Below are 23,575 nucleotides of genomic sequence, written 5' to 3'. Positions count from 1 at the left end.
ATTTAAGGTTGGCAAATTTTAACAATTTATCTCTTTTAACAAAGGTTATTCTTGTTAAAAATAGCTAATTCAAAGGTAAAATGCACTGCGGTTTATTTCGATATAAACCATAAAAAAAGGGGATAAAATCCCCTTTTTACATTGTTTCTAATAAGATATTGTATTAACCGAGGTAAGGTTTTAAAGTCTTGCTTCGGCTGGTATGACGTAATCTTCTGATTGCCTTTTCTTTGATCTGTCTTACTCTTTCCCTTGTCAGATTGAATTTCTCTCCAATCTCTTCCAAAGTCATGGCATGTTCACCATTCAGACCAAAATACAAAGTAATTACATCAGCTTCTCTCTGTGTCAAAGTTGACAATGCCCTCTGAACCTCCTTGCGAAGGGAATCATTCATCAGGCCATCATCTGGTTTCTCTTCACCATCATTTTCCAAAACATCCAAGAGGCTGTTTTCTTCACCTTGTACAAATGGTGCGTCCATTGAGACGTGTCTACCCGAAATCTTCATGGTATCCACTACCTCACCAGCAGTGACTTCCAATACCTCGGCAAGCTCCTCAGGAGATGGCTCTCTTTCGAATTTTTGCTCAAGTTCTGAGAAAGTTTTGCTGATTTTGTTCAAAGACCCTACCCTGTTTAGTGGAAGTCTAACAATCCTGGATTGCTCGGCAAGAGCTTGCAAAATGGACTGTCTGATCCACCATACGGCGTAAGAGATGAATTTAAAACCTCTAGTTTCATCAAATCTTTGGGCAGCTTTGATCAGGCCTAGGTTACCTTCGTTGATAAGATCCCCAAGTGATAAACCTTGATTTTGATACTGCTTAGCTACAGAAACGACAAACCTTAGGTTGGCCTTAGTTAATTTTTCAAGAGCTAGTTGGTCGCCTTCACGGATTCTTTTGGCAAGAATCACCTCTTCATCGGCTGTCAAAAGGTCAACCTTACCTATTTCCTGTAAATATTTATCAAGAGATTGACTCTCTCGGTTAGTAATCTGTTTGCTAATTTTAAGCTGCCTCATTCAATTTCGTTTGTTTTGTAAAGACTGGTGTAATAACAGATGTATATTGAAAATAAGTTCAAAATACTAAAATGGTTTCAGATTATTTTAATCTTTTTTCTCCTGCTTTTCTGGTTTAGGTAATAGAGCCTTTCTGGAAAGCTTGAATTTGCCGGTTTTCTTATCTACGTCAATCAATTTGACCATGATCTCTTCACCTGGCTCTAGCACGCCTTCCATGTTTTCCAGTCTTTCCCACTTGATTTCAGAAATATGCAACAGGCCATCTTTGCCTGGCATGAATTCTACAAACGCCCCAAATGGCATAATATTTTTAACTTTACCCGTATAGGTCTCCCCTATCTCTGGCTGAGCAACAATCCCTTTGATTCGGCTGATGGCAGCATTCATGGAATCCTCATTATTAGAGAAAACATTGATTTTGCCTGCATTATCCACTTCTTCTATTACAATTGTAGCACCGGTGTCCTTTTGGATTTCTTGGATTACTTTACCACCTGGCCCGATCACTGCACCGATCAATTCCTTAGGAATCATCATGTTGTAAGATCTTGGTGTGTGCGGCTTAAGTTCCGCTTTAGGGGCATCAAGAGTCTTGCTGATCTCTCTCAAAATGTGGAGTCTACCTTCTTTAGCTTGGTACAAAGCTTCTTTCAAAACATTGTAGTCTAAGCCTTCCACTTTCAGATCCATCTGGCAAGCCGTGATACCTTTTTCAGTACCGGTTACTTTGAAATCCATGTCACCCAAGTGATCCTCATCACCGAGGATATCAGAAAGGATGCTGTATTTCCCGGTTTTTGCATCGGAAATCATCCCCATAGCAATACCCGTCACAGGAGCTTTGATCTTGATGCCTGCGTCCATCAGGGCCAAGGAACCAGCACAAACTGTGGCCATGGATGACGAACCGTTGGATTCCAAGATGTCAGAAACGATTCTGATAGTATAAGGATTTTCTTCCTCAGGAGGCAATACTTTTTTCAAAGCTCTCATGGCCAAGTTACCATGTCCAACTTCTCTTCTTCCCGGTCCTCTGTTTGGCTTTACTTCACCTGTGGAGAATCCTGGGAAATTATAGTGTAAAAAGAATTTGTTGTAACCCGAAATGGTAGCTCCATCGATCATCTGCTCATCCATCTTGGTTCCCAAGGTACATGTGGTTACAGATTGGGTTTCCCCTCTGGTGAAAACAGCCGAACCGTGGGCAGATGGCAAGTAATCAACTACAGACCAGATCGGACGGATTTCGTCAGTCTGTCTTCCGTCAAGTCTTTTCTTTTCATTCAAAGTAAGGTTTCGAGCCGCCTCCTTGTGGATCTTGCTGAAATATGGGCCGATAAGGCTAGCCTCATACTCATGCTCTTCACCTAATGTTTCAACGAACTCAGTTTTGATGGCTTTGATCAATTCACCTCTCTGTGATTTGTTAGCCAATTGGCGACCTACCACTTCGTAGATTTTATCGTAGAGCTCAGTCTTCATTTTATCAAATAAAGGCTGGTCTTCTTTTTCGTGAGAATACTCCCTTTTGGTTTCTTTACCCACTGCAGCTTCAAGTTCTTTCTGAACCTGGCAGTGTCTTTTGATCTCCTCATGGGCAAATTGAAGCGCTTCTACCATCTCGTCTTCTGAGATCTCGTCGCCTTCACCTTCCACCATAAGGATGTACTCCATAGAACCAGCAACGATCAACTCCATTGAAGCTGACTGCAATTGGGTTGGAGTGGGGTTGATGATAAGATTGCCATCAATTTTGGCAACCCTTACTTCTGAAATGGGGCCATTGAAAGGAATGTCGGATACGGCAAGAGCCGCAGAAGCCGCCAAGCCCGCAAGTGCATCCGGAAGCACATCTGCATCGCCTGACATCAAAGTGATGGCGATTTGGGTGTCAGCATGATAGTCATCCGGGAAAATAGGGCGGATAGCTCTATCTACGATACGGCTGATTAGAATTTCATAGTCGGAAAGTCTCCCTTCTCTTTTTAGGAAACCTCCTGGGATTTTACCTGATGCGGCAAATTTCTCTTGGTAATCCACTGACATGGGTAGGAAATCAACCCCTTCAGCAGCTTCTTTTTTAGAAACAACAGTGGCTAATAGCATGGCATTTCCCATCCTTACCACCACAGCCCCATCGGCTTGCTTGGCTAAGGCACCAGTTTCAATAATAATTTCTCTTCCGTCCTCTAACTTGATGGACTTTGAAATGACGTTTGGTAACATACAATTTTGTTAAGAATAACTTAAGATAGTTTTAAAAGTAAGGTTTAATAGCTGGGGGTAGTAGAATCAAAAAAGTAAGGTTCTCCCTAGGAAGAACCTTACAGTCATGTTTTTTATTTACGTAATCCTAAGTCTGCAAGTACAGCTCTGTATCTTTCGATATCATTTTTGTAAAGATAATTCAAAAGACTTCTGCGCTTACCTACCAGTTTCAAAAGACCCAATCTTGAAGAGTGATCTTTTTTGTTGGTTTTAAGGTGGTCAGTTAAGTGCTTGATTCTGAATGTGAATAAAGCGATCTGAGACTCAGGAGAACCAGTGTCTTTATCAGATTTTAACCTACCATGATTTTTAAACAACTCTGTTTTTTTCTCTGATGTTAAATACATGCTTAGTTAATTAGATAATGATAATTTTTTAAAACAGCTACAAAGATAGCGGTTTTATTTCTAACAATAAAAACTTATTTTGATCTTTTACGCCCAAAACGACCCCAGAGCCCCTTTATCTTACTAAATAGCTTCTGATAGAGTTCAGCTTCAAATAACCTGGCATCTTTTCTTGCCTGCTTCAAGAAAAAGAAACCCACAGGTATAAGACAAAGGTTGGCAAACCAAGTACCTATCAAAGGATCCACAATCCCTTCCTTGGCCCATTTTTCCCCCGTAATGGTCAGCATATAGAAAATGATAAAGAAAATGATGGAGAAAAGTACCGGCATTCCCAATCCGCCCTTTTTAATAATTGCTCCTAAAGGAGCTCCTATCATAAACATGACTATACAAGCAAATGCCTGCGTATATTTTTGGTACCAAGCAATTTCAAATCTTCTGAATTCCCGCTCCAGATTATCGATTTTAGTCTTTTGAATATTGAACTGGTTCTTCATCGTTCTAGCCGAATTCAAGGCAATGGACGCTCCTCTGACATTGGTTTTCGAATTTTCAAAGAGGGAATCCAAGTCAGCAATCTTCTTTTCAGAAAAACTAAGCCAAACGGGCTGCTGAACTAAAATTTCTGAAGCAACTTCTTCCTCTGTTTCAGGGGCCACCGTATCTGCAGTTGCCGCTGTAGTGGTATCTGGCTGATTTGCGGCAGTCTCCCCTCTCCGGATTGCCTCCAATGTATCAACGGCTGCCAAAGAGTCGGGCATACCTTCCAAGTATTCCTCGTCATCTTCAAATTCCTCAAAATCCTGTTCTTGGTAAAAGAGTTCAACATGGTCAATTGGGATATTGAGGTCCACCTCTTCGAGGGAAGTGGAGTCACCTTCGGCCAAAGCGACACTATCGACCTGTTTAGCTTCTTCGATTAGCTTTTGCTTCCAGCGTTCGTTTCGTATGGAATCCGCACGTTCCTTTTTGGCCAAAATATCACGCGGGGCAGTAAGCTTCCTGTTTTTGGTGAAATAGGAATAATTGGACTCCGTATTAATGTAGTTGTAATAATGGAAAGAATTCAGATCCCGCCCCATAGAGTCTAAATCAAACCGGATTTCCCTGATGTTCTTAATACTCCGGTTATTGGACCATTGGTCATCTGTAGTCCGATTAAGGTTAAAGGCATCCAAACTGAAAACCATTTCATTCTGGTTAAAGCTGGTCCTGCTAAAATCCACCGGTTTTTCCTTAATCCCTCTATGGCTACCACTCTCCTGATAACTGTTGCCATGGAAAAGGGTCAGCTTCATGTAGCGGTCATTGAAAAAAGGTTCCATTCTTCCCGAATCCGCCATGGTAATACTTGTGTTGCCTTGGCCCGATGAATGGTCGTAAATGATGATATCTTTCAGGGTGACATCATCCAGCTTTCTATTTACCTTAATACTGTAATTAGGAATGCCATTATAGAAAACCCCCTCCTGAATGTCCAATGCAGGAGACTTCATGCGGATATCATACAATAAACTGAAAGTTTTGAGGTTTACCCGGGGGACTAGGTAATTGTTTGACAGGTAAGCAAAAAACGTAAGGATCACCACAAATATCCCAATAGGCAAAAGAGCCCTCAATAGGGAGATGCCACTACTTTTGATAGCAGTCAATTCAAAATGCTCTCCCAAGTTGCCAAATGTCATCAGGGCAGAAAGCAACACCGCCAGCGGCAAGGCCATAGGACTAATACTGATCACGAAGTAGCTGATCAGCTCCATATAAATACCAAAACTCAATCCCTTTCCGAATATCTCATCAAAATATTTGAGCATATTCACAGTAAGTAGGATAAAGTCTACTACTATAAATGTAAGGAGAAAAGGGCCGATGAAAGACCCAAGTATTAATTTATCTAGTTTTTTCATGAAGTGCTTGAGCGCTCCTTTCCTGATTATGACGCTGCAAAGGTCACAATATTATGGCAAAAAAGATAATTGATGTTAAATTATCCTCCTATTATCTCCTTCAGGTTATGGATAAGGCTGTCCCAAATGGATTCCTGTTCCTCTTCGTCATAACCGTTACTATAGTCCACCACCCTTAAAAATAGCGTCTGGGTCAATTCATTTTCATCCAATCGGAATTCCAGGTAACTTTTGTCGTCCTCATCGGGCATTGCAGGATCAAAAAATTCAAATTTCACGCTGTGATTAGATCTCAGGCCTACCATTTTGGCGTAGTGTTCTTCACCATCATATGTGAATATATAACTCTTGTCCTCGTTGATGGTGACATTGTCAGCAAACCATTGATTAAGTCCGCTAGCAGAGCTTAAATAAGGGAAAATAACCTTTTTGGAAGTATTCACCTGATAGTCAGAAACAAACTTATACTTTACCATATCACAACATTAATCATTGAATAAAAATCTCATATTTTTATGCACTAGCACTTGCATTTATATTGGAAAGCCTCCATATTTGCAGTCCCAATTGAGAGCAAACAAACTCTCAGGCGGTCTAAAAATAGGTTTCTAAATGATAGAAACATAATTTACTTAAAAAATAATTAATTTATTTACTTTTAAGTAAAAATTTCACTTAATGTCTAGGTAGCTCAGATAGTTAGAGCGCAGGATTCATATCCGCTGCGGCGGACGGCAGTTCGATTCACGTATCGAATTGTTTAATATTGAAATAAAAATTAATGGCGAGGTAGCTCAGATGGTTAGAGCGCAGGATTCATAACCCTGAGGTCGGCAGTTCGATTCTGCTCCTCGCTACTAAGGCTTTCTTAACAGAAGGCCTTTTTTGTTTAAATTTTGCCTTTTTAGCGCAGGATTTATATCCGCCGCGGCGGACGGCAGTTCGATTTTGCTCCTCGCTACTAAGGCTTTCTTTCTAGAAAGCCCTTTCTTTTTTGAACTTAAATTTTTCAAATATGTATACCGTTTACGTGCTTTACTCTTTTACCTCAAAAAAGCTTTACACCGGCTTTTCATCGGATTTTATTACGAGGTTTCACTTTCACAATGAAAAATCCACCAAAGGGTTTACTAAAAAATTCAGACCCTGGTACTGTATACATGTAGAGTTTTTTCAGCTTATTAAGGAAGCCATGAGTCGTGAAAAAACTTAACCCAGCTCTTCTCCCATTACTTTTAGACCAACATATTTATATTTGCAGATATGATGGAGAATGGTAGTAAAGGTAAATTGATTGAGAAAATCCAAAATTGCGATAATCCCTATTTGCTCAAGCAACTCGAGGCTTTGGTTAATAGGGAGAAAGCACTAGACCCTTTAGGCAACTTTTCTCAAGAATACCCCATATTGTTGGAAAGCCATACTAGCCGGGATTTACGGATTTTTAAAAACATGGAAAGCCCTGTGGACAATCCCCTTTCGAGGTATGACACAAAAGCAACCCCTTATTTTTTCTATATCAGTGTATTGATGCTGATGATTTCAGCAGCCATTCTAAACTCCATTTCGCATGATGAAGAAAATCTTTTCATAGCTGTTTTTCAAGCTAAAACTGCTGCTATATACTGGTCTATCTGGTTTGTTTATTTATTGGACTTTGGGTTGATATTATTTTTGGCTAGAAAACATAACCAGAAAATCGCAACTGGGGAGTTTATTTTCAGGATTTTTGCACTGGCGTTTCCGCCTTTAAGGATGGTATCAAGGCACATCCAAAACATCGAACTGGTATGGGTCCCCTTTTTCGGTTGGAGCCAAAGCAACGAGGGTTTGCTCAAACTACTTAAAAGGAAATTCTCACTGCCCATGATATTTATCGCTCTTCTTATTCTGCCTGTGCTGATTGTGGAGTGGAAATTTTATGATGAGGTATCCACATTTTTGGAAACCGATCTAACATTTCTTTTAGACATGGTGCAGGCATTTATATGGATGGCTTTCGCTTTTGAATTTATCCTCATGTTTTCAGTGTCTAACGAGCGCCTTGATTACGTGAAGCGCAACTGGATAGATGTTGTGATAATCTTGCTTCCCTTCATTGCATTTGTAAGATCTATACGGCTGATTAAAATTGCCCGCTTGACCCAGATTGCAAGAGGTTATAAATTGCGGGGTATTCTTATGAAAGCGAGGCAGGGGCTCATATTTGCCAATTTTTTCTACAGGATTCTGACCATTAAACCCACCTTTCAAATCAAAAACCTCAAGAAGCAATTGGACAAAAATCAACGGGAAAGGGAAGAAATTGAGGAGCAGCTTATTGAGTTGTATAGAGTCCTGAAAGCAAAAAAGGCGACCTAACTCGGCCGCCCAGTCATTATAACCTAACTAATTTCAATTCTTTTGGTGTTCTTAGGTGCTGAAGGTTCTTTTTTAGGCAGATTTACCTTCAGAATCCCGTTGTCGTATTTGGCATCAATTCTCTCCTGCTCTACAGTTTCAGGCAGTCTGAATGACCTGCTGATGCTGGAGTAAGAAAACTCTTTCTTTCTGTACTTATCATTAGTCTCATCCGAGGAATGCTCTTTTTCCGCACTGATCGTCAGTACACCTTCATCAATGTCAATCTTGAAATCTCCCTTTTCAAATCCGGGCGCAGCGATTTCAAGCTTGAAGTTCTGCTCATCTTCCAACACATTGGTGGAAGGCACTTCGATGTTTTGATCGATATTCCAAAACTTGTCTTCCCAGGTAAATGGGTTCTCGGAACCGAAGAAATCCTGGACCATCTTGGGCCAAAATCCTCCATTTTTTTTGCTTAATGTGGTCATGGTTGTAGGCTTTAATTCTTTCGTAAATTTAACCCTAACCTACTGATATTAAAAATGATATATGTCAGTTTTTAAGTTTTTTGGATAGAAACTATTAACAAGGAGTTATTAAGCTCTTTTAACAAATAGGACATAAAAAAAGCGGGTAGAGAACCCGCATTTAAATTATTTTTTTATGGCCTTCCCGGCTAGTTCACCCGTGTATTCCCCTTCATCAATGGCCAATTTTCCATTAACCATAACGTATTGCATTCCGCCTGACAAGGCACTTGGGTTGTCGTAATCCGCATTGTTTTCCAGTTCATCTAACCTGAAAAGTATCAAATCGGCATAATAGCCTTCCTTGACAAATCCCCTATCTTTTATTCCCAAGGTCTCTGCCGTCAAACCGGACGAGCTGTGAATAGCAAACTCCAATGGGATAACATTTTTTTCCAAGGTGTATTCCACAAGTTTTTTGGTAAAGGAGCCATACTTGCGCGGATGTGCCACCACACCATCTGACCCCGTCATCATCCAAGGCTGCCTCATAAAGTTTACAATATCTTCCTCTTGCATGTTAAATGAAACAACACGAACCGCAGATGATTCTTTTAGGATTTTGAAGACTGCTTCCCAAGGTTCCATTTGCCACTCTGCAGCCATTTTCTCCAAGGATTTGCCGTCTATTTCAGGCATTTTTGAATCACTTAAAATAAGAGAGGAGGGACCTCCCCTTCTTCTGATGTTTTCCGTCATTCCTTCCGAAAGAGTATCGAGTAGATTGGGGTCCTGGAGCCTTTCTAACAGGGCCTCATATCCCCCGTCTTCGGCCCATCGTGGGACCACCGCCGCAATCAGGCTGGTTCTGCTGGCTTCATAGGGATATTGATTAGCAGTCACCTCCATGCCAGCGTCCTGGGCCTCTTCGATCTTTCTGATTACTTCATCACTCATTCCCCATACATCGGCTCCAAGAGCTTTGAGATGGGAAAAGTGGATGGGAATCCCGGATTCTCGTCCTATTTCCAAGGTCTCCTCAACAGAGCTTAGGAGACCAATAGAATAGCTGCTTTCATCACGCATATGGGTATCATAGATTCCCCCATGTTGGTGGGCTACTTTTGCAAGTGCCACCACTTCACTTTTTTCTGCGAAGCTACCCGGACTGTAAAAAAGACCCGTGGAAAGTCCCAAGGCTCCTTCCTCCATACCCTTTGCTACCAGAGATTTCATTTCCTCCAATTGATTTTCATCTGGAGCCACATCCTTATTGCCCAATACCAACCGTCGGACGGTGCCGTGTCCTACAAAGAGGCCCGCATTGGTCCCTATACCGTTTTTTTCCCATTCGTCTAGCTTTTCTCCGATTGGAAATGGTCCACTGCCATCGTTGCCTCCTATCACCGTAGTGACTCCCTGCATGAGGTAGGCCAAATTGCTCCTGCGATCCGGGTGGCTGAGGTCCCCTTCCACATGGGTATGGGGATCAATAAAGCCAGGAGCCAAAATCATCCCTTCGGCTTCTATCTCTCTTGAAGCGGCAAAACCAGCTTTTGCCTTTCCAACAAATACGATCTGACCGTCCCTGACCCCCACATCTTTAACTTTCCCAGGGCTATTGGTGCCATCATAGACTTTGGCACCTTTTATTAATATATCTAGATCCTGTCCTATCACCTCTCCTGAGATAACAAGGGCAGAAACTGCCATAAATGTCTTTAAAATCTTTCTCATTGGATCCTTTCCTCTTTAGCCAACTCGGAAGTTTTATCGCTATTTTTATTGAACTCAGTGATTATTTGATAGGTTGTGGGCACTGATTTTTCCAGCCTTCCCAATGTTTCGCTTGGTATGTTGGAATTACTAAATGGTACTCTTTTCACATATTCCTGAACCTCCCCGGCTGTCCTTCCATATTTGAAGTCATACGGGAATCTTCCTTTATCATCCACTTTGACGTTTGGATTGTCTGTATTGGGCACACTGATGTAAAACTCGCTTTCTTGCATGTCCCCATCCAAATTGAAAAGGTCCTGCTCGTTCAGAAATGCATATAATTCCTCAGCGACATTGATAGCCGGATCAACTATGGCAATATTATCGGCCATGTGATCTCTATAAACATACTCTCCGTTTTGCTGATAATTTCGCAATTCTTCAAGCACTTCCTCGATTTCCTGGGTCAAATAGGGATAGTGCGTACAGCCCAACATCACTACTTTAAGTGGTTTGGGGTTTTCTGCCTTTCTGATTTTTTCCATCATGGAAACTAGGTGATACCGGACATAATTATCAGAACTGTTGATTTGAAGAACTTCACAGTCCCCACCGCTTTGGGCATCACATAACATCTTATTATGGTCAAAATCAAAGTTGTAGACGTCCATAAGCGTCTGGTCAATTTTGAAATCCTCATGATCTAAGGATGGACCTCTGTAATCCTCTCGAGGGCTTTCCAGGTCACGGTTGATGTAATCAGGCTCCTCGTCTACTGCCTCGGCAATTCCATGGCCTCCCTGATTATAAACTTGGATGTCACCAGTAAAACCCATTTCCTCCATTTTTTTCAAAATAGTGTTTTCATATCCTTTGGAGGCAATGGTGCCTACTGTGGCAAATACGGCAATAGCCCCATCTTCATCTTGCTCAAAATGGCTCAAGGCGCCCTTGGCTCCGGCATCAATCACGCCGATTACTTTTAAGGGAACCCCGGATTTATCGATAAAGGCCTCAATGTTTTCCTTTCCGTAAGCCGTTGCTGTATTGCAGGCAATTACCATAGCCTTTACAGGCTGCTTATCCCTTCTGTATTCTGAGGCGTTCTGGGATGGGTAATACTTATCTGAAAGTAAAAATTGGGCATCTTTGATAATGTGCTCAATCAGCAGATCCGACTTGTTTTCAGCATAATAATTACCATAAGGCATATTGGCTTGATCGGCCAGATAAATGAACTTCTCACTGGAAAAATCCGGTACCTGATCCGAACCGGATTTACGACTCATGTTATCATGTTCATCAAAATCCAGCAGTGAGTTCAAAATGGTAAGACCACCAGTACCGGAGTCGAATACTCCAATGGGCAACTTTCTGTCCTTATGCGGGTAATTCTCAAAGTCAACATGAAAGAAGCTGTCCTGATCTTCAATGATCGCTCTTTCTATGGGCAATAACTCTGCCTGAGCATGACCTGCCTCCTGCTGCTGACAGCTTTGAAGGGACAGACCCGCGGCTATTCCTAATAAGAGGGTATTAATCTGTTTTGTACTTATCATGTGGGTTGACTGTATTTTATGATATAGTTTTCAATTAAATCGGCAATGGACGCAAAATGCGAGGAAGGCGCGCTTCCTTTTGGCCGGGAGGTCAGCACAATGATCATATCCAGATCTGGAATAGTCATCATGTATTGGCCTCCAAATCCTATGGCGCAATAAGTCGGGTAACCAGCCGCTTCAATCAACCACCAAAGATAACCATATCCCAATATTTCGAAAGGCCGTGAGATTCCTTGTGGTTCAGTTTGGAAAGAAATACTTTCTTCTATCCATTCCTCTGAAATAATCTGCTTCCCATTAAAAACTCCCTTGTTTTTGACCAGTACCCCGATCTTGGCAAAATCTCTAGGCCGCAGATGAATGTTATTTCCGCCTTCATTATAGCCCTGGGGGTCCTTTGACCATTTTCCTGGAGTTATTCCCATAGGTTCATAAAGATACTTTAAGGCAAATTCATCAGAAGGTACCCCAACAGCATGGGACAAGGCCGCCGACAGCAAATGCGTATCACCCGTGCTATAGCCATAAAGAGTTCCAGGATCCGCCTCCAACTCTTGGTCTAAAGCAAACTGAAGCCAATCATCACTTGCCACCCATGGTGCATAATTGCTCAAACTCGTTGGTTCCAAACCACTTTGCATCAACATGAGATGCCGTATGGTAATTTCTTCCTTCCTTGAGTCAAGATCATCGTGGAAAAGGTGGGGGAGAAAATCCTTGATTGGCTGGTCTATGGATTTTATATAGCCATTCTCAATAGCTAATCCAATCAGTAGATTTAATATGCTTTTTGAACCGGATTTTACATTACTGAATCCGGTTTTTTCAAATTCATTGTAATAGTTTTCAAAAACCAGGCTATCATTTTTTAGGATCAAAAGACTGTTAAGCCTTTCCATTTGATTGGCTCGCTTTTGAATAGCGTTTTGCTTCTTTTCTGTATAGAATTCCTTTTCTGGCAATTGGGATTGCCCCATAGAGAGCGCAGAAATTAAGAAGCAATAAGTCAAAGCTAATATTTGTTTCATTTCAATTATTGGTGGTTAGGTTTTAGAGGGTTTCAGCAACGTTCCTTAAGGAAGAATTCATGCATAAAAATACCCCTGACCATTAAAAACAGCCAGGGGCTGAATTGTCAATTGAATCTTAATTCAATACAACACCTATTCTCTTATGGTTGTAACTGGCTTCAACCTGCTCGTTACCTACCAATTCCAGTACGAGGACAATCTGATCTTCCTCTTCATCAAACTCAAGTCTCTCTACCAAAACCTCCCCAAAACTGCTGTTAGCCTCAATTTCAAAGAAGTTGTCATTTGGTAAAGTGTAATGAACGCCTTCTATAGCATTGGAAGCTTCAGCATCCACCCGAAACTCAAGGTTTACCGGTTGAGGCAGCTGCTCACCAAACATATTTACCTGGTAGCCTGCCTCACCTAAGGCCTGGGTAGGAAGTAAGGGATAATCCCTTCCCGGGGCATTGTTTCTAACTACTGCTTCCTGAAACTCAATTCTTTGATCGGTAAACAAATAGCGCTCTTCATAATTTTCAAAACATGATGTTGTAAGAGCCATTATGCCCATCAACATCAGATATATATATTTCTTCATCATAGTTTTTGGATTAATAACCTGGATTCTGTTCTAAATTAGGATTGATATCAACCTCACGGATAGGTATTCTGGCCAAGGTTCTGAAATCGTCAAATGGTATGACACCAGACTCTTTTACTATATCTCTTCCCAGTCGTTTTAAATCAAAAGAGCGGTGGCCTTCAAATGCGAGCTCTACCCTTCTTTGTCTTAAAATTTCCTCCAAAAGCTCGTCTCCAACTAATTCAACTTCATCCAAACCCGCACGCTCACGAATTACATTGAGATCCGCATTTGCTTCAGCTGACATTCCCAACATGGCATATGCCTCAGCCCTATTTAGGTAAACTTCTGAAACTCTGATCACGGGAACATTATCCAGGTTGTTGATGCCGCCCCTGCTGAAAAACTTGGTGATTTCATACTTGTCGCTGTTGTCACCCAAGCCCATCCAAACAAGCTCTCTTCTAACATCTCCTTCATCATACTGAGCCAGCAGGTCATCACTGAGTACGGCCAAACCTTGTGATGTAGCCGTATTGGTAGTCTCATTGAATCTGGTAGTGAATGTTGCTCTCAATGACTCATTTTGTCCAATATTCTCATTGGTCATAAATACAACTTCAAACATGGACTCTGGATGAACCTCCTGCCTCCAGGCACTGATATAGTTTTCATTGGACTGGAATGTACCTACCCCAGATGATAGGGCATTTTCAGCTTCCTGGATCACTCTTTCATAATCGCCATTATACAAGGCAACTCGGGTAAACAAGGCCGAAGCAGCTCCCACTGTCGCATAATGTGGCGCTCGTGCATTCGAAGTTTCTTGAAGTAAAGTCTGAGCAGACTCCAGATTGGTGTAAATATAACTGTAAACCTCTTCTATGGATGCTCTTGCAGCTAACTCTATCTCATCAGTTCCCCTTACACCTTGTGTCATCAAGGGCACTCCTCCTCTATTGGAGGCTTCGATAATTGCTGTTGGGTCATAGGCATATGCTCTCATCAAATCATGATAATAAAGGCCAATCAAAAACCTCATTTGACCTTCTATTCGATTTCTGAACTCCACATTTACGTCTACTTCATTCAATGCCCGTAAAATCAGGTTGGCTTCATTAATCGCATAATATGCCGATTGCCAATTGGACAAATGCGCACCTGCCTGGTTGTTGGCCTGACCTACAAGACGTATACCTGTACCGGCTGGAATGGAATTGTCTGACAAAACCTCTGGAATTGCAACCATATCCCTTCCGTATTGACTAACTAACCTCAGTCTTGAATAAACTGAATTAGTTGCTGCCTCTATCGCCTCAGGGCTGGTCAAAGCCTCTGTGGCATCAATGGATTGCTTTGGATTAACTTCTATTATCTCCTCACAGGAGGTTGAAAAAAGAAGCAATGCTGAACTAACTATATAAATTATTTTTCTCATCCTTTCTTATTTTAAAATCCTAACTGTACACCAAAAGTATAACTACGGGTTTGAGGCACTACACCTTGATTGTTGGTAAATGTGCTGCCGTCAGAATAAAACTCAGGATCATATCCTGTCCATTCGGTCCACGTCAAGAGGTTCATAGCTTGGGCATATACGCGCGCATTGGTCAACCCAAATCGGCTAAGAAACTGCGGGCTGATATCGTAACCCAAGGTCACTTGCTTTAATCTGATAAAAGAAGCATCTTCCAAGAATCTGCTCGATCTTCTGATATAGCTATCCCCGTTTACTTCAGCACCACCTTCCATGGGTCTTGGGTGAGGAGTGATCTGGCCAGGTTCCTGCCATCTTTCTTCATATACCCTTGTCAGGGAATTTCGGATGTTAAATCCGTTTCTATACCAACCTACATTAGCCTGATTATAGAATTCTCTTCCCATGTCATAGGTAAAGAATATGTCAAGATTGAATCCTTTGTAGGTGAAGTTATTACTCCATCCTCCAAAATAATCCGATAGCTCATTGCCAAATACCGCATAATCGCCAGGGTTGAGTGGGTTATACGTGATGTTACCCTCTGCGTCGTACCACATCGGACGACCGGTCGCTGAATTGACACCTGCATATTGAGCTTCAAAATTTGTCCTCAAAGGATGGCCCACACGTATAGACTGGTTGCCGGGAAGAACCTGCTGATCATCCACTAACTGGGTCACTTTGTTGTCCAAGAAGGTGATGTTGAAGGCAGATTTCCATAGGAAATTTTGGCGTCTCACAATGTCCGAGGCAACTTCGATTTCAATACCTCTGTTGACCACCTCGCCAATGTTGGAGCTGATATTTCCATATCCTCCAATCCACGGAAGGGGTTGGTCTAAGAGAAGGTTGGAACTTGTTCTGTGGAACAAATCTACTGCACCATACAGCCTTCTTTCAAAAAATGAGTAGTCAATACCAATGTTGGATGAAACATTTCGTTCCCAGCCAAGATCGACATTGGCAACTCCACTTGGTTGGATACCAGGGTTGCCACCATAGTTACCAGCACCACCATACAGGCCTCTAGCTGCAAAGTTTCCTACTTGATCATTACCGGTTTCACCATAACCAGCCCTTACTTTCAATTGATCTAGCCAAGTGTTATCCTGCAAAAACCCTTCTTGGGACATGTCCCATCCTGCCGATACTGCAGGGAAGAAACCAAATTTGTTGTTGGTACCAAACCTTGAAGACCCATCGTATCTCATTGTACCACTCAAGAAGAATTTCTTCTGATAATCATAGTTCGCCTGTGTAAACACACCAAATCTTCTGAAACCTGTCCAAGTACCAAATGCGGTCAAAGGAGTAGACGCAGATGACATTTTTCTAAACTGATGAGTTGGGAACCCCTCGGCAGTTGCTCCTTCTCTTTCTCTGATGTCACTTCTGTATTCAGCACCCAAAAGGACTGTCAAGGAATGTCCGCCATCAAATGAGGTATTATAGTTTAAAGTCTGGTTGGTGATAAAATTTGTATTCTGCATGTTTTCGATTTGCAGAAATCCTTGTCTTCCGTAACCGCCTTCAGTTCTAGGATCGATATAAAACTCTGAAGACACCAATCTAAAGTCAATACCGTAGAATGACTTGAAGGTCAAGTTATCCAAGATATCGTAGCTCAGGCTGAAATTACCGATAGCAGATTTACTTTCTGATCTAGCCGTATTATATAAAGCCGTCTGAACAGGATTGTATCTTAAAGTACCTGGAAGTCCACCTAGAGGTGCATTCCACGAACCGTCTTCCAAATAAAAAGGCTCAGTTGGAATAATCATCGGAGAGGCAAATTGAGGCGCGGCAAACAAACCTGTGGTACCTACACCATCGTTACCATTTTGCACAATTGAACTCAAATTCATATTCATGTCTAAGGTAAGCCGATCATTAGCCCTATGTGTGATACCCATACGAGCCGTCGCTCTTTCAAAATCAATCCCTACAACATTTCCTTCATGATTGTTATAGGATCCAGACATGATGAAATTTGTCTTGTCATTTCCTCCGGAGGCTGACAATTCAATGTTATCTACAATCCCGGTTTTAAAGCCGATGTCCTGCCAATCATATGTAGGCAAGCCAGCAATCTGGGCATCTGTAAGATCAGGAGAAAGTCGAGATTCAGTAAGTACCCCTCTTCGAACGGTTTCTGGGGATCTGTCGGGGAATCTATTTCCAATAGCCTCCATCCTAGAGTTCAGATATTGCTGAGAGTTCATCATATCTACCTTTGGCATGGGCTCAGTTACACCTTTGTAGTAGTTAAGGGTGAACCTGGTTTTGCCTGCTGTACCTTTTTTGGTTGTAATCAGCACCACACCATTTGCTGCCTGGGCCCCATAAATAGAAGCTGCTGCTGCATCCTTTAAGATCTCCATTGACTCAATGTCATTGGGATTTAGAAATGATAAAGGATTGTTTTCCGTTCGGTTAGTGTTTACGCTTTCAGCATTGATTTGAACACCATCTACAATGTACAAAGGCTGGTTTCCAGCAGTGATTGAACCCTGGCCACGGATATTGATATTCACTTGACCACCTGGTACACCAGATGAGGACTGTACCAAGACCCCAGCAGCTCTACCTTGCAGCGCTTTGTCAAATGACTGCACGGGCATGTTTTCAATCTCTGCTCCGCTCACTTGAACCATGGAACCGGTAATAGCTCTTTTTTCCTGCACTCCATAACCGGTGATTACCACTTCCGAAAGGTCAGAGACATCGGGAGTCATGGAAATATTGAACTCAGTTTGGTTGCCCACCCTTACTTCTTCAGTTCTATAACCCATAAATCTGATTACAAGCGTGGCATCTTCTGGCACGTCTAGGGAAAACTCCCCGTCCATATCTGTAGTGGTACCCGTTGTAGTCCTTCTCACCATAATGGAAACCCCAGGTAATGGTTCTCCATTTTCATCTGTGATTACCCCGCTAATGGTCTGGTTTTGCTTAATTGTTTGGCTTTTGGGTTGTTTAGCTGGGGAGACTGAAGTTTCCTCCTTTTCCAAAATAGCTATTTGGCGGCCTGAAATTTTGTAGCCTAGAGAAGTTTCCTTCAACACATCCTGGAGAATAGATTCAATTTCTCGGTCTTCGGCAGATACGTTGATTTTCTTACCTTGGTTTTTACGGATTACCTCATCCTTGTACAGGACCAAAAAGTCACTGTTTTCCTCTATTTTACCGAACAAATCAAATAGGGAACCGTCTTTAAGTTGTAGGCTAACACGGTTGTTTTGGGAATAGCTTTCGGCGGCTACTCCAAAAATGCCTACGAAAAGGAAAATGAAAGTCAGTTTCATACATAAAAAGACTTTAGCCCCCACCCCAATCGGGTAGGGTTTAGAATAGATTTTTTTCATACTTTTGTATTGACTTTTGGTTTACATAAGTTAATGTGCCTCAAGGGGTATTGGTAGTACCACTCAGGCGGTATACGGGATGTGTTGGCGCACATTCCGTATGCTTTTTTTTTTAAAGGAAATGATCATTTCATCAATAAGTACCTCCTTTCATTTTTTGAATATTTTAATGATGTTGTGGCAGTAAGGATATCTAGAACCTCCTCTAAATCTTGCTTTAAATCGAGTTTCCCTGTGAAGGTTTCTTCGTTAATGGAAGGGTCTACAAGTTCTATTTTGACATTGTAAAATTTCTCCAATCTTTTGCTGATGGTTTTAAGATTGGTATTTCGTAATTTGATATAGCCGTCTTTCCAAGCTACATAGTATTCTGTGTCTACCGGCTTAATCTTTACTTCTCCGGTAGCAGGACCAAAAACCGCCCTGTCGTTAGGTTTAAGCATATGTCCTTTTCCTTTGAAAATGGCCTTTTTGTCTGTATGGATTTCTACACTGCCACTGACCAAAACTGCAGAAACTGTAGACTCATCTGGATAAGAGGAAATATTGAAAGCAGTACCCAACACACGCAAATCCATATTTTTGCTTTGCACCGTAAAAGGTCTTTTTTCGTCCTTGGCTACTTCAAAAAACGCCTCCCCTTCCACAAACAGCTTTCTTTCTTTATCATTGAAGGAAACAGGATATATAAGTTTGGAGCCTGAGTTAACCCAAACTTTGGTGCCGTCTTCCAAAGTAAGGCGGCTTTTCTTGCCATAGGGCACAATTAATGTATTGTACTCACTGGAGGCAGCCGCTTTTGCTTTCCGATCAATATTGATTTCTCCTTTCTTTGAATAATCGATATCGGAATCATCATTTTCTAAAAGTAAAGTTTCATCTTCCGACAAAATCAATTGGGTTTCAGTCACAGAACTCATATCAGCCCTTGCTGCCAGAGCCTCCATCTGATCAGATTGGCTAATTAGAAACTGATATGTAAAAAAGACAAGGAGGAAACTGAGTGAAGCTGCTAAACCCAGTGGTAGGTAGTTGCTCTTAGAAATAAACGGTTGATTTATTTCTTGGTCAATATTCTGCCAAAGACGATCCTTCCGCTCAGTTGAAATTTTCTTCTGACTAAATATTACCTTAAATTCTCTTTGGAATTTCTTTAAAAACCTTTCGGCATTCCCAGAACCATCATTTGGAATCTTTTCCCGCATCCTCTATTGTTTTACTCTTGTTTATAAAGAGATGCAATAGCTGGAGGTATAGACAAGATTATAAGATTAATTTCAAAAAAATTTTTTTCCTTAGAATAAAACCGGAAGGAAAGTACGTAGAACTTGGGTAAATGTACTTTTTTGTAATGAGGGATTTTGAAGAATTTGAAGGTCGTTCAATTCTTCCTTTAGGCATTTTGCAGTTCTATACATCAGGGTTCTACAAGAAGCCGGGGACATGTCCAGAATTTCGGAAATGGCTTCATAATCCATGTCTTTGACAAACTTCAAAAAAATGATTTCCTTTTGTCTCGGGGTAAGCTTTTTCAAAGCCATTTTTAGCTTCAGTAAGATCCGCTGATCGGTTTCTTGGGAAATTAGGTTCTTCTCCAAACTTTCCTCAATCAAAAAATCGGTAGCATCCGGCTTCAGACTAAAAAGCCTGCTCTTCTTAAGGTTTGAAAGTAATTTTCTGCGTAGACACGAAATTAGATAAGCTTTGGGGTTAGAAGGGGAAGAAATTTTACTCCTGTAATGGAATAAGTCAATGAACACATCTTGAATCCCATCTTCCACTAGGCTGGAATCATGGCACATACAGCATCCATAATGGTAAAGATCTTCAAAGTATTTTTCATAGATGTCTTTCAACGCCCTCTGCTTCCCTTTGCGAAGCTCTTCCCACATACCCTTGTCCAGCGTTGATTGAATCATAAATTACTTTAGCTACCAGCTATATTCTTTATCAGTAAGTTATCTTGATGTTAAACCTTTAAATTTAGTCCTTTAAAAGTTAAGGCCAAATGTCAAAGCTAGAAAATTGATAAACGGTCGGATTTGATAAACAAAAAGGGGGCGCCCAATATGGACACCCCCTTTTTGTTTATGCATTTCTAATCGAGCTTAGGCGACCTATAATAATTCATACCCATCTTATCCCATCTAGCGGTGTGCTTCTTTAGCCTTTGCTTGTAATCTTCAAAGCTTCTGTGCCCCTGGGGCGTCCAACCTATTTCAGCAAGGGCGGTAATGCGAGGGAATACCATGAACTCAATATCTTGGCGGTTTTCCACACTTTCCGTCCAAAGGGGCGCTTCCACTCCTAATATTAGCTCTTTGCCTACTCCCTCTACCAGTTCGGTAGGTTCCCAATTGTAGGCCTGGTCTATCTCGATGAGGCCTGCCCAAGTGTGGCCGATTCGGGTGGTGGAATCATACTTCATGTCCAAATAAATATGCTTGGATGGGGACATGATGACCTTGTTTCCCTGATCAGCCGCCAGCTTAATGTTTTTTTCCTTAGCCCAAAACTGTGCTATAGAGTTTTCTTCCAATTTGGCGTGGGCTATTTCATCCCAACCTATACTTGTCTTGCCATATTTGGTCACTATGGCTTGGGCTCTTTCGATAAAGGGTTTATAATCTTCGAGTTCCGTCACCAACGATTCGTCTCCCCCAATATGGAAATATGGGCCAGGGGTAATTTCGGCGATTTCACGGATCACATCCTCGATAAATTGGTAAGTGATCTCCTTTTTAGTGTCTAAGGTACTGAAACCAACTTTAATGCCCGTGTACAAATCGGTGGCACTTTCATCCTCTCCATCTACTCCCAGAACTTTCCTGTCAACAGCGAGCCTGTTTTCTTCAGGAAGTTCTATCCCTGGATTAAACTGGCCATATGAAGCCAGAACCGCATTAGTATGACCCGGCATATCTATTTCAGGGATTACGGTAATATATCTGGAGGCTGCATAGGCTATGATGTCTTTATAATCTTCTTGGGTATAAAATCCCCCTTTGCCCCCTCCCACTTGGGTACTTCCACCGATATTGGTTAGGTTTGGCCATGATTTGATTTCAATTCTCCAGCCCTGGTCATCGGAAAGGTGCAAATGCAATTTATTGACCTTGTATTTGGCAACTTGATCGATTAGGCTTTTGACATCTTCCACAAGGAAAAAGTGCCTAGATACATCCAGCATCACCCCCCTGTAGCCATACTCAGGTTTGTCGGTGATTTTTCCTGCCGGAATGGCTATATCTGCTGTTTTTCCCTTTTCAGCTTCTGCTGGCATGAGCTGTCTTATAGTCTGAAATGCATAAAACGCTCCCTGGCCAGCTCCTGCACTGATGACGATCCCAGCTGGAGTAATTTCGATGGAATAACTTTCCGGCTCTTTTGATCCATCGATGGCTATGTTTATTTCCGCATTATCCTTCTGGACTAATTCTATCCCGGTTGATTTTTTTACAAATTTTGTGAAAAACTCAATGCCATACTCCAAATCATCTGTGTCACCATCAATTTGGTAGCCCATTCCATCTTTAAAGGCAAATGAACCTTCCCTATCCACTACCTCTAATGGTTTTGGAATGATACTGTGCTCACTTAACTTCGCCTGCTTTCTTTCTAAAGGCAACCCAATAAATCCCACCAGGCAAATGCAGGACATGACTAGAAAAAACTTCAATCCATTCATAAGTTTTTTAATTGATTACTTAAACTTAATTAATTTTTTTATAAAAGTATGCTAAGACCTTTCTATTTCACTTTATTAATCAACAATTTCATCATTTCCTCAGCGGCAACTTTGCTTTTCTCATCCAGGAAATCCCTTGGAGTGTTGTCTCCTATTTCATACACGAGTGATTCAGCTCCAAAAGTCATATAAAAATAATTTCTTGACACCAGCGTGGGTTCCATTTTGTTGTTGGGTGCAATGTTGGGCTCATACCCGGGAATAGCCGATTGAATGTTTTCCAACCACTCCCCTACCATACCAGGAATATTTCCGCTCTGGTAATCCTCTCCTACTGTATAATATATATCATCCCATGTGGAATGGAAATCAATGCCAAAATAGAAAGTCCCATTGTTCTCCTCTGCCTTTTTATGCATGAAATCCCTTACGGCTCTGGTTTCCGGTTGGTAATAGTCTGCCCAATCCCTGTTTAAATCCACCCCATGCATATTATGGCGCCAGTGGCCATTGTCCACTCCATCGGGATTGACCATGGGTACTACCAACACGGTAAACTTTTCCCTAAACTGCTCTGCCAAATCACTATCCCCTACCAAGGTTTCGACAAATGACTGCATGGCCAATTGACCTGTCACCTCGGGAGGATGTTGGCGGGCAATTACCATCACCATTTTATCCTTGTCAGGATTTCCAATAGTTAAAGCATTTATTTCCCGCTTTTCAAGGCTTTCTCCAATCTTTTCCATACTCACAAAAGGCTTGGAACTTATCTGCTCAGCCCATGAATGGACCCTTTTGGAATCATGGATCTCCTGTCCTGCTACCCATAAGGTATCAGGGGAGACGGCAAGTTTCAAAGTGGCCGCCTCTGGCCTGTTGCGGAAATTGAAGTTTTTCAGGCTATCAGGCACCATAAAGTTGGCTGAGTCCAACGGGGCCCAGGAAACCCCATCATAGCTTATTTTGGGATAATATCGGTGCTTGCTACCAGCTTGATAGGTTAACCTTAAATAAATCTCCTTTTCTTCCTCTGCCCAAATCTGAAAAGCATACCAGGGACTTTCATTGATTGGGGTATTTTCAGCAGTGATCAGGGCCACCAGGGTGCTGTCATTTTCCTGAAACAACCCATTCAGACTTCCCATAGGAAAATCATTGCTTACCGTTACCCCCATTTTCTCAAACTCAAACTCTCCCCGCCACTGCTTCTGCACTGGCCTTGAAATCGTCACCGTCCGCACCGAATCTCCCACCTCAGGCAACACCCCCGTTTGGGAATAACCTTCAAGAGTGACCATGGCGGCTAATAATATTAAAAAGCGTTTCATATATTCTTAAATTAATTTATTACGTATTCCATTTCCTTCCGCGAAGGAGCTATGTGCCCTTCTTTTTAACTTTGTGCGCCTCCTTGTGACCTTTGTGACCTATTTCTTTATTGTTTATGGTTTAAAGTTTAAGGCTTATGATTTGAAAGTGCTCCGTGAAGAAACTTTGTGCCCTTCTTTTTACTTCGTGGGACTTTGTGACCCATTTTTTTATAGTTTACGGTTTAAAGTTTAAAGCTTATGAAATTGCTCCGCGAAGAAACTTTGTGTCCCTCCTTTTTACCTTTGTGCGACTTTGTGCCCAATTTATTTCTACATAGATTTCTAATTTACCACTTTTCCCCTCTCCTACTCTCCCCTCCTTTTATAACCCTCACCAAAACATGAAGCTCGGTTCTTTAGCAGGATAAATGGCATTCAAAAAGTGTCCGACATTTCCACTTATAGTGTTCGCAAGCGTACAGAGATT

At 41.7% G+C, this 23,575-nt stretch carries 18 protein-coding genes and 1 tRNA gene; 3 read left to right on the top strand and 16 right to left on the bottom strand.

Features of this window, described 5'->3' with window-relative positions:
* Nucleotides 1-163: 163 nt before the first annotated feature.
* From KI659_RS11120 to KI659_RS11100, 5 genes are all read right to left on the bottom strand, one after another.
* Entirely contained in the window at nucleotides 164-1,027 is an 864-nt protein-coding gene (locus KI659_RS11120; RefSeq protein ID WP_143960983.1) for a sigma-70 family RNA polymerase sigma factor, read from the bottom strand.
* 87 nt (nucleotides 1,028-1,114) lie between these two features.
* Nucleotides 1,115-3,256 (bottom strand): polyribonucleotide nucleotidyltransferase, encoded by a 2,142-nt coding sequence (pnp, locus tag KI659_RS11115; RefSeq protein ID WP_213945417.1) that lies wholly within the window; start codon nucleotides 3,254-3,256, stop codon nucleotides 1,115-1,117.
* A gap of 113 nt (nucleotides 3,257-3,369) precedes the next feature.
* Nucleotides 3,370-3,645, bottom strand: a complete 276-nt coding sequence (gene rpsO / locus KI659_RS11110; RefSeq protein WP_213945416.1) for a 30S ribosomal protein S15 — start codon at nucleotides 3,643-3,645, stop codon at nucleotides 3,370-3,372.
* A gap of 74 nt (nucleotides 3,646-3,719) precedes the next feature.
* A complete protein-coding gene (locus tag KI659_RS11105; protein WP_213945415.1) occupies nucleotides 3,720-5,555 on the bottom strand; it encodes an LptF/LptG family permease in 1,836 nt (611 codons plus the stop codon).
* Nucleotides 5,556-5,635: 80 nt separating this feature from the next.
* Nucleotides 5,636-6,031, bottom strand: coding sequence for an START-like domain-containing protein (locus KI659_RS11100; protein WP_213945414.1), 396 nt, complete (start codon nucleotides 6,029-6,031; stop codon nucleotides 5,636-5,638).
* 307 nt (nucleotides 6,032-6,338) lie between these two features.
* On the opposite strand from KI659_RS11100, the gene KI659_RS11095 reads away from it, so the two are divergent.
* From KI659_RS11095 to KI659_RS11085, 3 genes are all read left to right on the top strand, one after another.
* A tRNA-Met gene (locus KI659_RS11095) sits at nucleotides 6,339-6,412 on the top strand.
* Nucleotides 6,413-6,570: 158 nt separating this feature from the next.
* The gene (locus tag KI659_RS11090) at nucleotides 6,571-6,768 is read left to right on the top strand and encodes a GIY-YIG nuclease family protein (RefSeq protein ID WP_213945413.1); all 198 of its coding nucleotides are present in this window, start codon (nucleotides 6,571-6,573) and stop codon (nucleotides 6,766-6,768) included.
* Nucleotides 6,769-6,818: 50 nt separating this feature from the next.
* Entirely contained in the window at nucleotides 6,819-7,916 is a 1,098-nt protein-coding gene (locus KI659_RS11085) for a hypothetical protein (RefSeq protein WP_213945412.1), read from the top strand.
* A 23-nt stretch (nucleotides 7,917-7,939) separates the two neighbouring features.
* Here the strand turns inward: KI659_RS11085 and KI659_RS11080 are convergent, their stop codons facing one another.
* From KI659_RS11080 to KI659_RS11030, 11 genes are all read right to left on the bottom strand, one after another.
* On the bottom strand, nucleotides 7,940-8,386 hold the full coding sequence (locus KI659_RS11080) for an Hsp20/alpha crystallin family protein (protein WP_246535371.1): 447 nt from the start codon (nucleotides 8,384-8,386) through the stop codon (nucleotides 7,940-7,942).
* A gap of 165 nt (nucleotides 8,387-8,551) precedes the next feature.
* Nucleotides 8,552-10,102 (bottom strand): N-acyl-D-amino-acid deacylase family protein, encoded by a 1,551-nt coding sequence (locus tag KI659_RS11075; RefSeq protein WP_213945411.1) that lies wholly within the window; start codon nucleotides 10,100-10,102, stop codon nucleotides 8,552-8,554.
* On the bottom strand, nucleotides 10,099-11,643 hold the full coding sequence (locus tag KI659_RS11070; RefSeq protein WP_213945410.1) for a glutamate racemase: 1,545 nt from the start codon (nucleotides 11,641-11,643) through the stop codon (nucleotides 10,099-10,101). Before KI659_RS11070 ends, KI659_RS11075 begins: the two co-directional genes overlap by 4 nt.
* Complete coding sequence (locus tag KI659_RS11065) at nucleotides 11,640-12,674, bottom strand: serine hydrolase domain-containing protein (protein ID WP_213945409.1); 1,035 nt, start codon at nucleotides 12,672-12,674, stop codon at nucleotides 11,640-11,642. Before KI659_RS11065 ends, KI659_RS11070 begins: the two co-directional genes overlap by 4 nt.
* Nucleotides 12,675-12,792: 118 nt before the next feature.
* Nucleotides 12,793-13,260, bottom strand: coding sequence for a DUF4843 domain-containing protein (locus KI659_RS11060; RefSeq protein ID WP_213945408.1), 468 nt, complete (start codon nucleotides 13,258-13,260; stop codon nucleotides 12,793-12,795).
* Between the two features lie 10 nt (nucleotides 13,261-13,270).
* Entirely contained in the window at nucleotides 13,271-14,680 is a 1,410-nt protein-coding gene (locus KI659_RS11055; protein WP_213945407.1) for a RagB/SusD family nutrient uptake outer membrane protein, read from the bottom strand.
* 11 nt (nucleotides 14,681-14,691) lie between these two features.
* Entirely contained in the window at nucleotides 14,692-18,027 is a 3,336-nt protein-coding gene (locus tag KI659_RS11050; RefSeq protein WP_213945406.1) for a TonB-dependent receptor, read from the bottom strand.
* Between the two features lie 185 nt (nucleotides 18,028-18,212).
* Nucleotides 18,213-19,292, bottom strand: coding sequence for a FecR family protein (locus tag KI659_RS11045; protein ID WP_213945405.1), 1,080 nt, complete (start codon nucleotides 19,290-19,292; stop codon nucleotides 18,213-18,215).
* Nucleotides 19,293-19,382: 90 nt separating this feature from the next.
* Nucleotides 19,383-20,006, bottom strand: coding sequence for an RNA polymerase sigma factor (locus tag KI659_RS11040; RefSeq protein WP_213945404.1), 624 nt, complete (start codon nucleotides 20,004-20,006; stop codon nucleotides 19,383-19,385).
* A 179-nt stretch (nucleotides 20,007-20,185) separates the two neighbouring features.
* Nucleotides 20,186-21,775 carry a beta-N-acetylhexosaminidase gene (locus KI659_RS11035; protein WP_246535370.1) on the bottom strand — a complete coding sequence of 530 codons (1,590 nt, stop codon included), beginning with the start codon at nucleotides 21,773-21,775 and terminating at the stop codon, nucleotides 20,186-20,188.
* Nucleotides 21,776-21,837: 62 nt separating this feature from the next.
* On the bottom strand, nucleotides 21,838-23,106 hold the full coding sequence (locus tag KI659_RS11030; RefSeq protein WP_213945403.1) for a M14 family metallopeptidase: 1,269 nt from the start codon (nucleotides 23,104-23,106) through the stop codon (nucleotides 21,838-21,840).
* Between the last annotated feature and the right edge of the window lie 469 nt (nucleotides 23,107-23,575).

It is taken from the genome of Litoribacter ruber, from assembly GCF_018449405.1.
GTDB classification, from domain to species: domain Bacteria; phylum Bacteroidota; class Bacteroidia; order Cytophagales; family Cyclobacteriaceae; genus Litoribacter; species Litoribacter ruber.
This window is presented reverse-complemented; position numbering and strand designations above follow the sequence as displayed.

Coding starts and splice junctions, on each gene's coding strand:
- KI659_RS11120 (WP_143960983.1), bottom strand. CDS start 1,027: ATGAGGCAGCTTAAAATTAGCAAACAGATTACTAACCGAGAGAGTCAA.
- pnp (WP_213945417.1), bottom strand. CDS start 3,256: ATGTTACCAAACGTCATTTCAAAGTCCATCAAGTTAGAGGACGGAAGA.
- rpsO (WP_213945416.1), bottom strand. CDS start 3,645: ATGTATTTAACATCAGAGAAAAAAACAGAGTTGTTTAAAAATCATGGT.
- KI659_RS11105 (WP_213945415.1), bottom strand. CDS start 5,555: ATGAAAAAACTAGATAAATTAATACTTGGGTCTTTCATCGGCCCTTTT.
- KI659_RS11100 (WP_213945414.1), bottom strand. CDS start 6,031: ATGGTAAAGTATAAGTTTGTTTCTGACTATCAGGTGAATACTTCCAAA.
- KI659_RS11090 (WP_213945413.1), top strand. CDS start 6,571: ATGTATACCGTTTACGTGCTTTACTCTTTTACCTCAAAAAAGCTTTAC.
- KI659_RS11085 (WP_213945412.1), top strand. CDS start 6,819: ATGATGGAGAATGGTAGTAAAGGTAAATTGATTGAGAAAATCCAAAAT.
- KI659_RS11080 (WP_246535371.1), bottom strand. CDS start 8,386: ATGACCACATTAAGCAAAAAAAATGGAGGATTTTGGCCCAAGATGGTC.
- KI659_RS11075 (WP_213945411.1), bottom strand. CDS start 10,102: ATGAGAAAGATTTTAAAGACATTTATGGCAGTTTCTGCCCTTGTTATC.
- KI659_RS11070 (WP_213945410.1), bottom strand. CDS start 11,643: ATGATAAGTACAAAACAGATTAATACCCTCTTATTAGGAATAGCCGCG.
- KI659_RS11065 (WP_213945409.1), bottom strand. CDS start 12,674: ATGAAACAAATATTAGCTTTGACTTATTGCTTCTTAATTTCTGCGCTC.
- KI659_RS11060 (WP_213945408.1), bottom strand. CDS start 13,260: ATGATGAAGAAATATATATATCTGATGTTGATGGGCATAATGGCTCTT.
- KI659_RS11055 (WP_213945407.1), bottom strand. CDS start 14,680: ATGAGAAAAATAATTTATATAGTTAGTTCAGCATTGCTTCTTTTTTCA.
- KI659_RS11050 (WP_213945406.1), bottom strand. CDS start 18,027: ATGAAACTGACTTTCATTTTCCTTTTCGTAGGCATTTTTGGAGTAGCC.
- KI659_RS11045 (WP_213945405.1), bottom strand. CDS start 19,292: ATGCGGGAAAAGATTCCAAATGATGGTTCTGGGAATGCCGAAAGGTTT.
- KI659_RS11040 (WP_213945404.1), bottom strand. CDS start 20,006: ATGATTCAATCAACGCTGGACAAGGGTATGTGGGAAGAGCTTCGCAAA.
- KI659_RS11035 (WP_246535370.1), bottom strand. CDS start 21,775: ATGAATGGATTGAAGTTTTTTCTAGTCATGTCCTGCATTTGCCTGGTG.
- KI659_RS11030 (WP_213945403.1), bottom strand. CDS start 23,106: ATGAAACGCTTTTTAATATTATTAGCCGCCATGGTCACTCTTGAAGGT.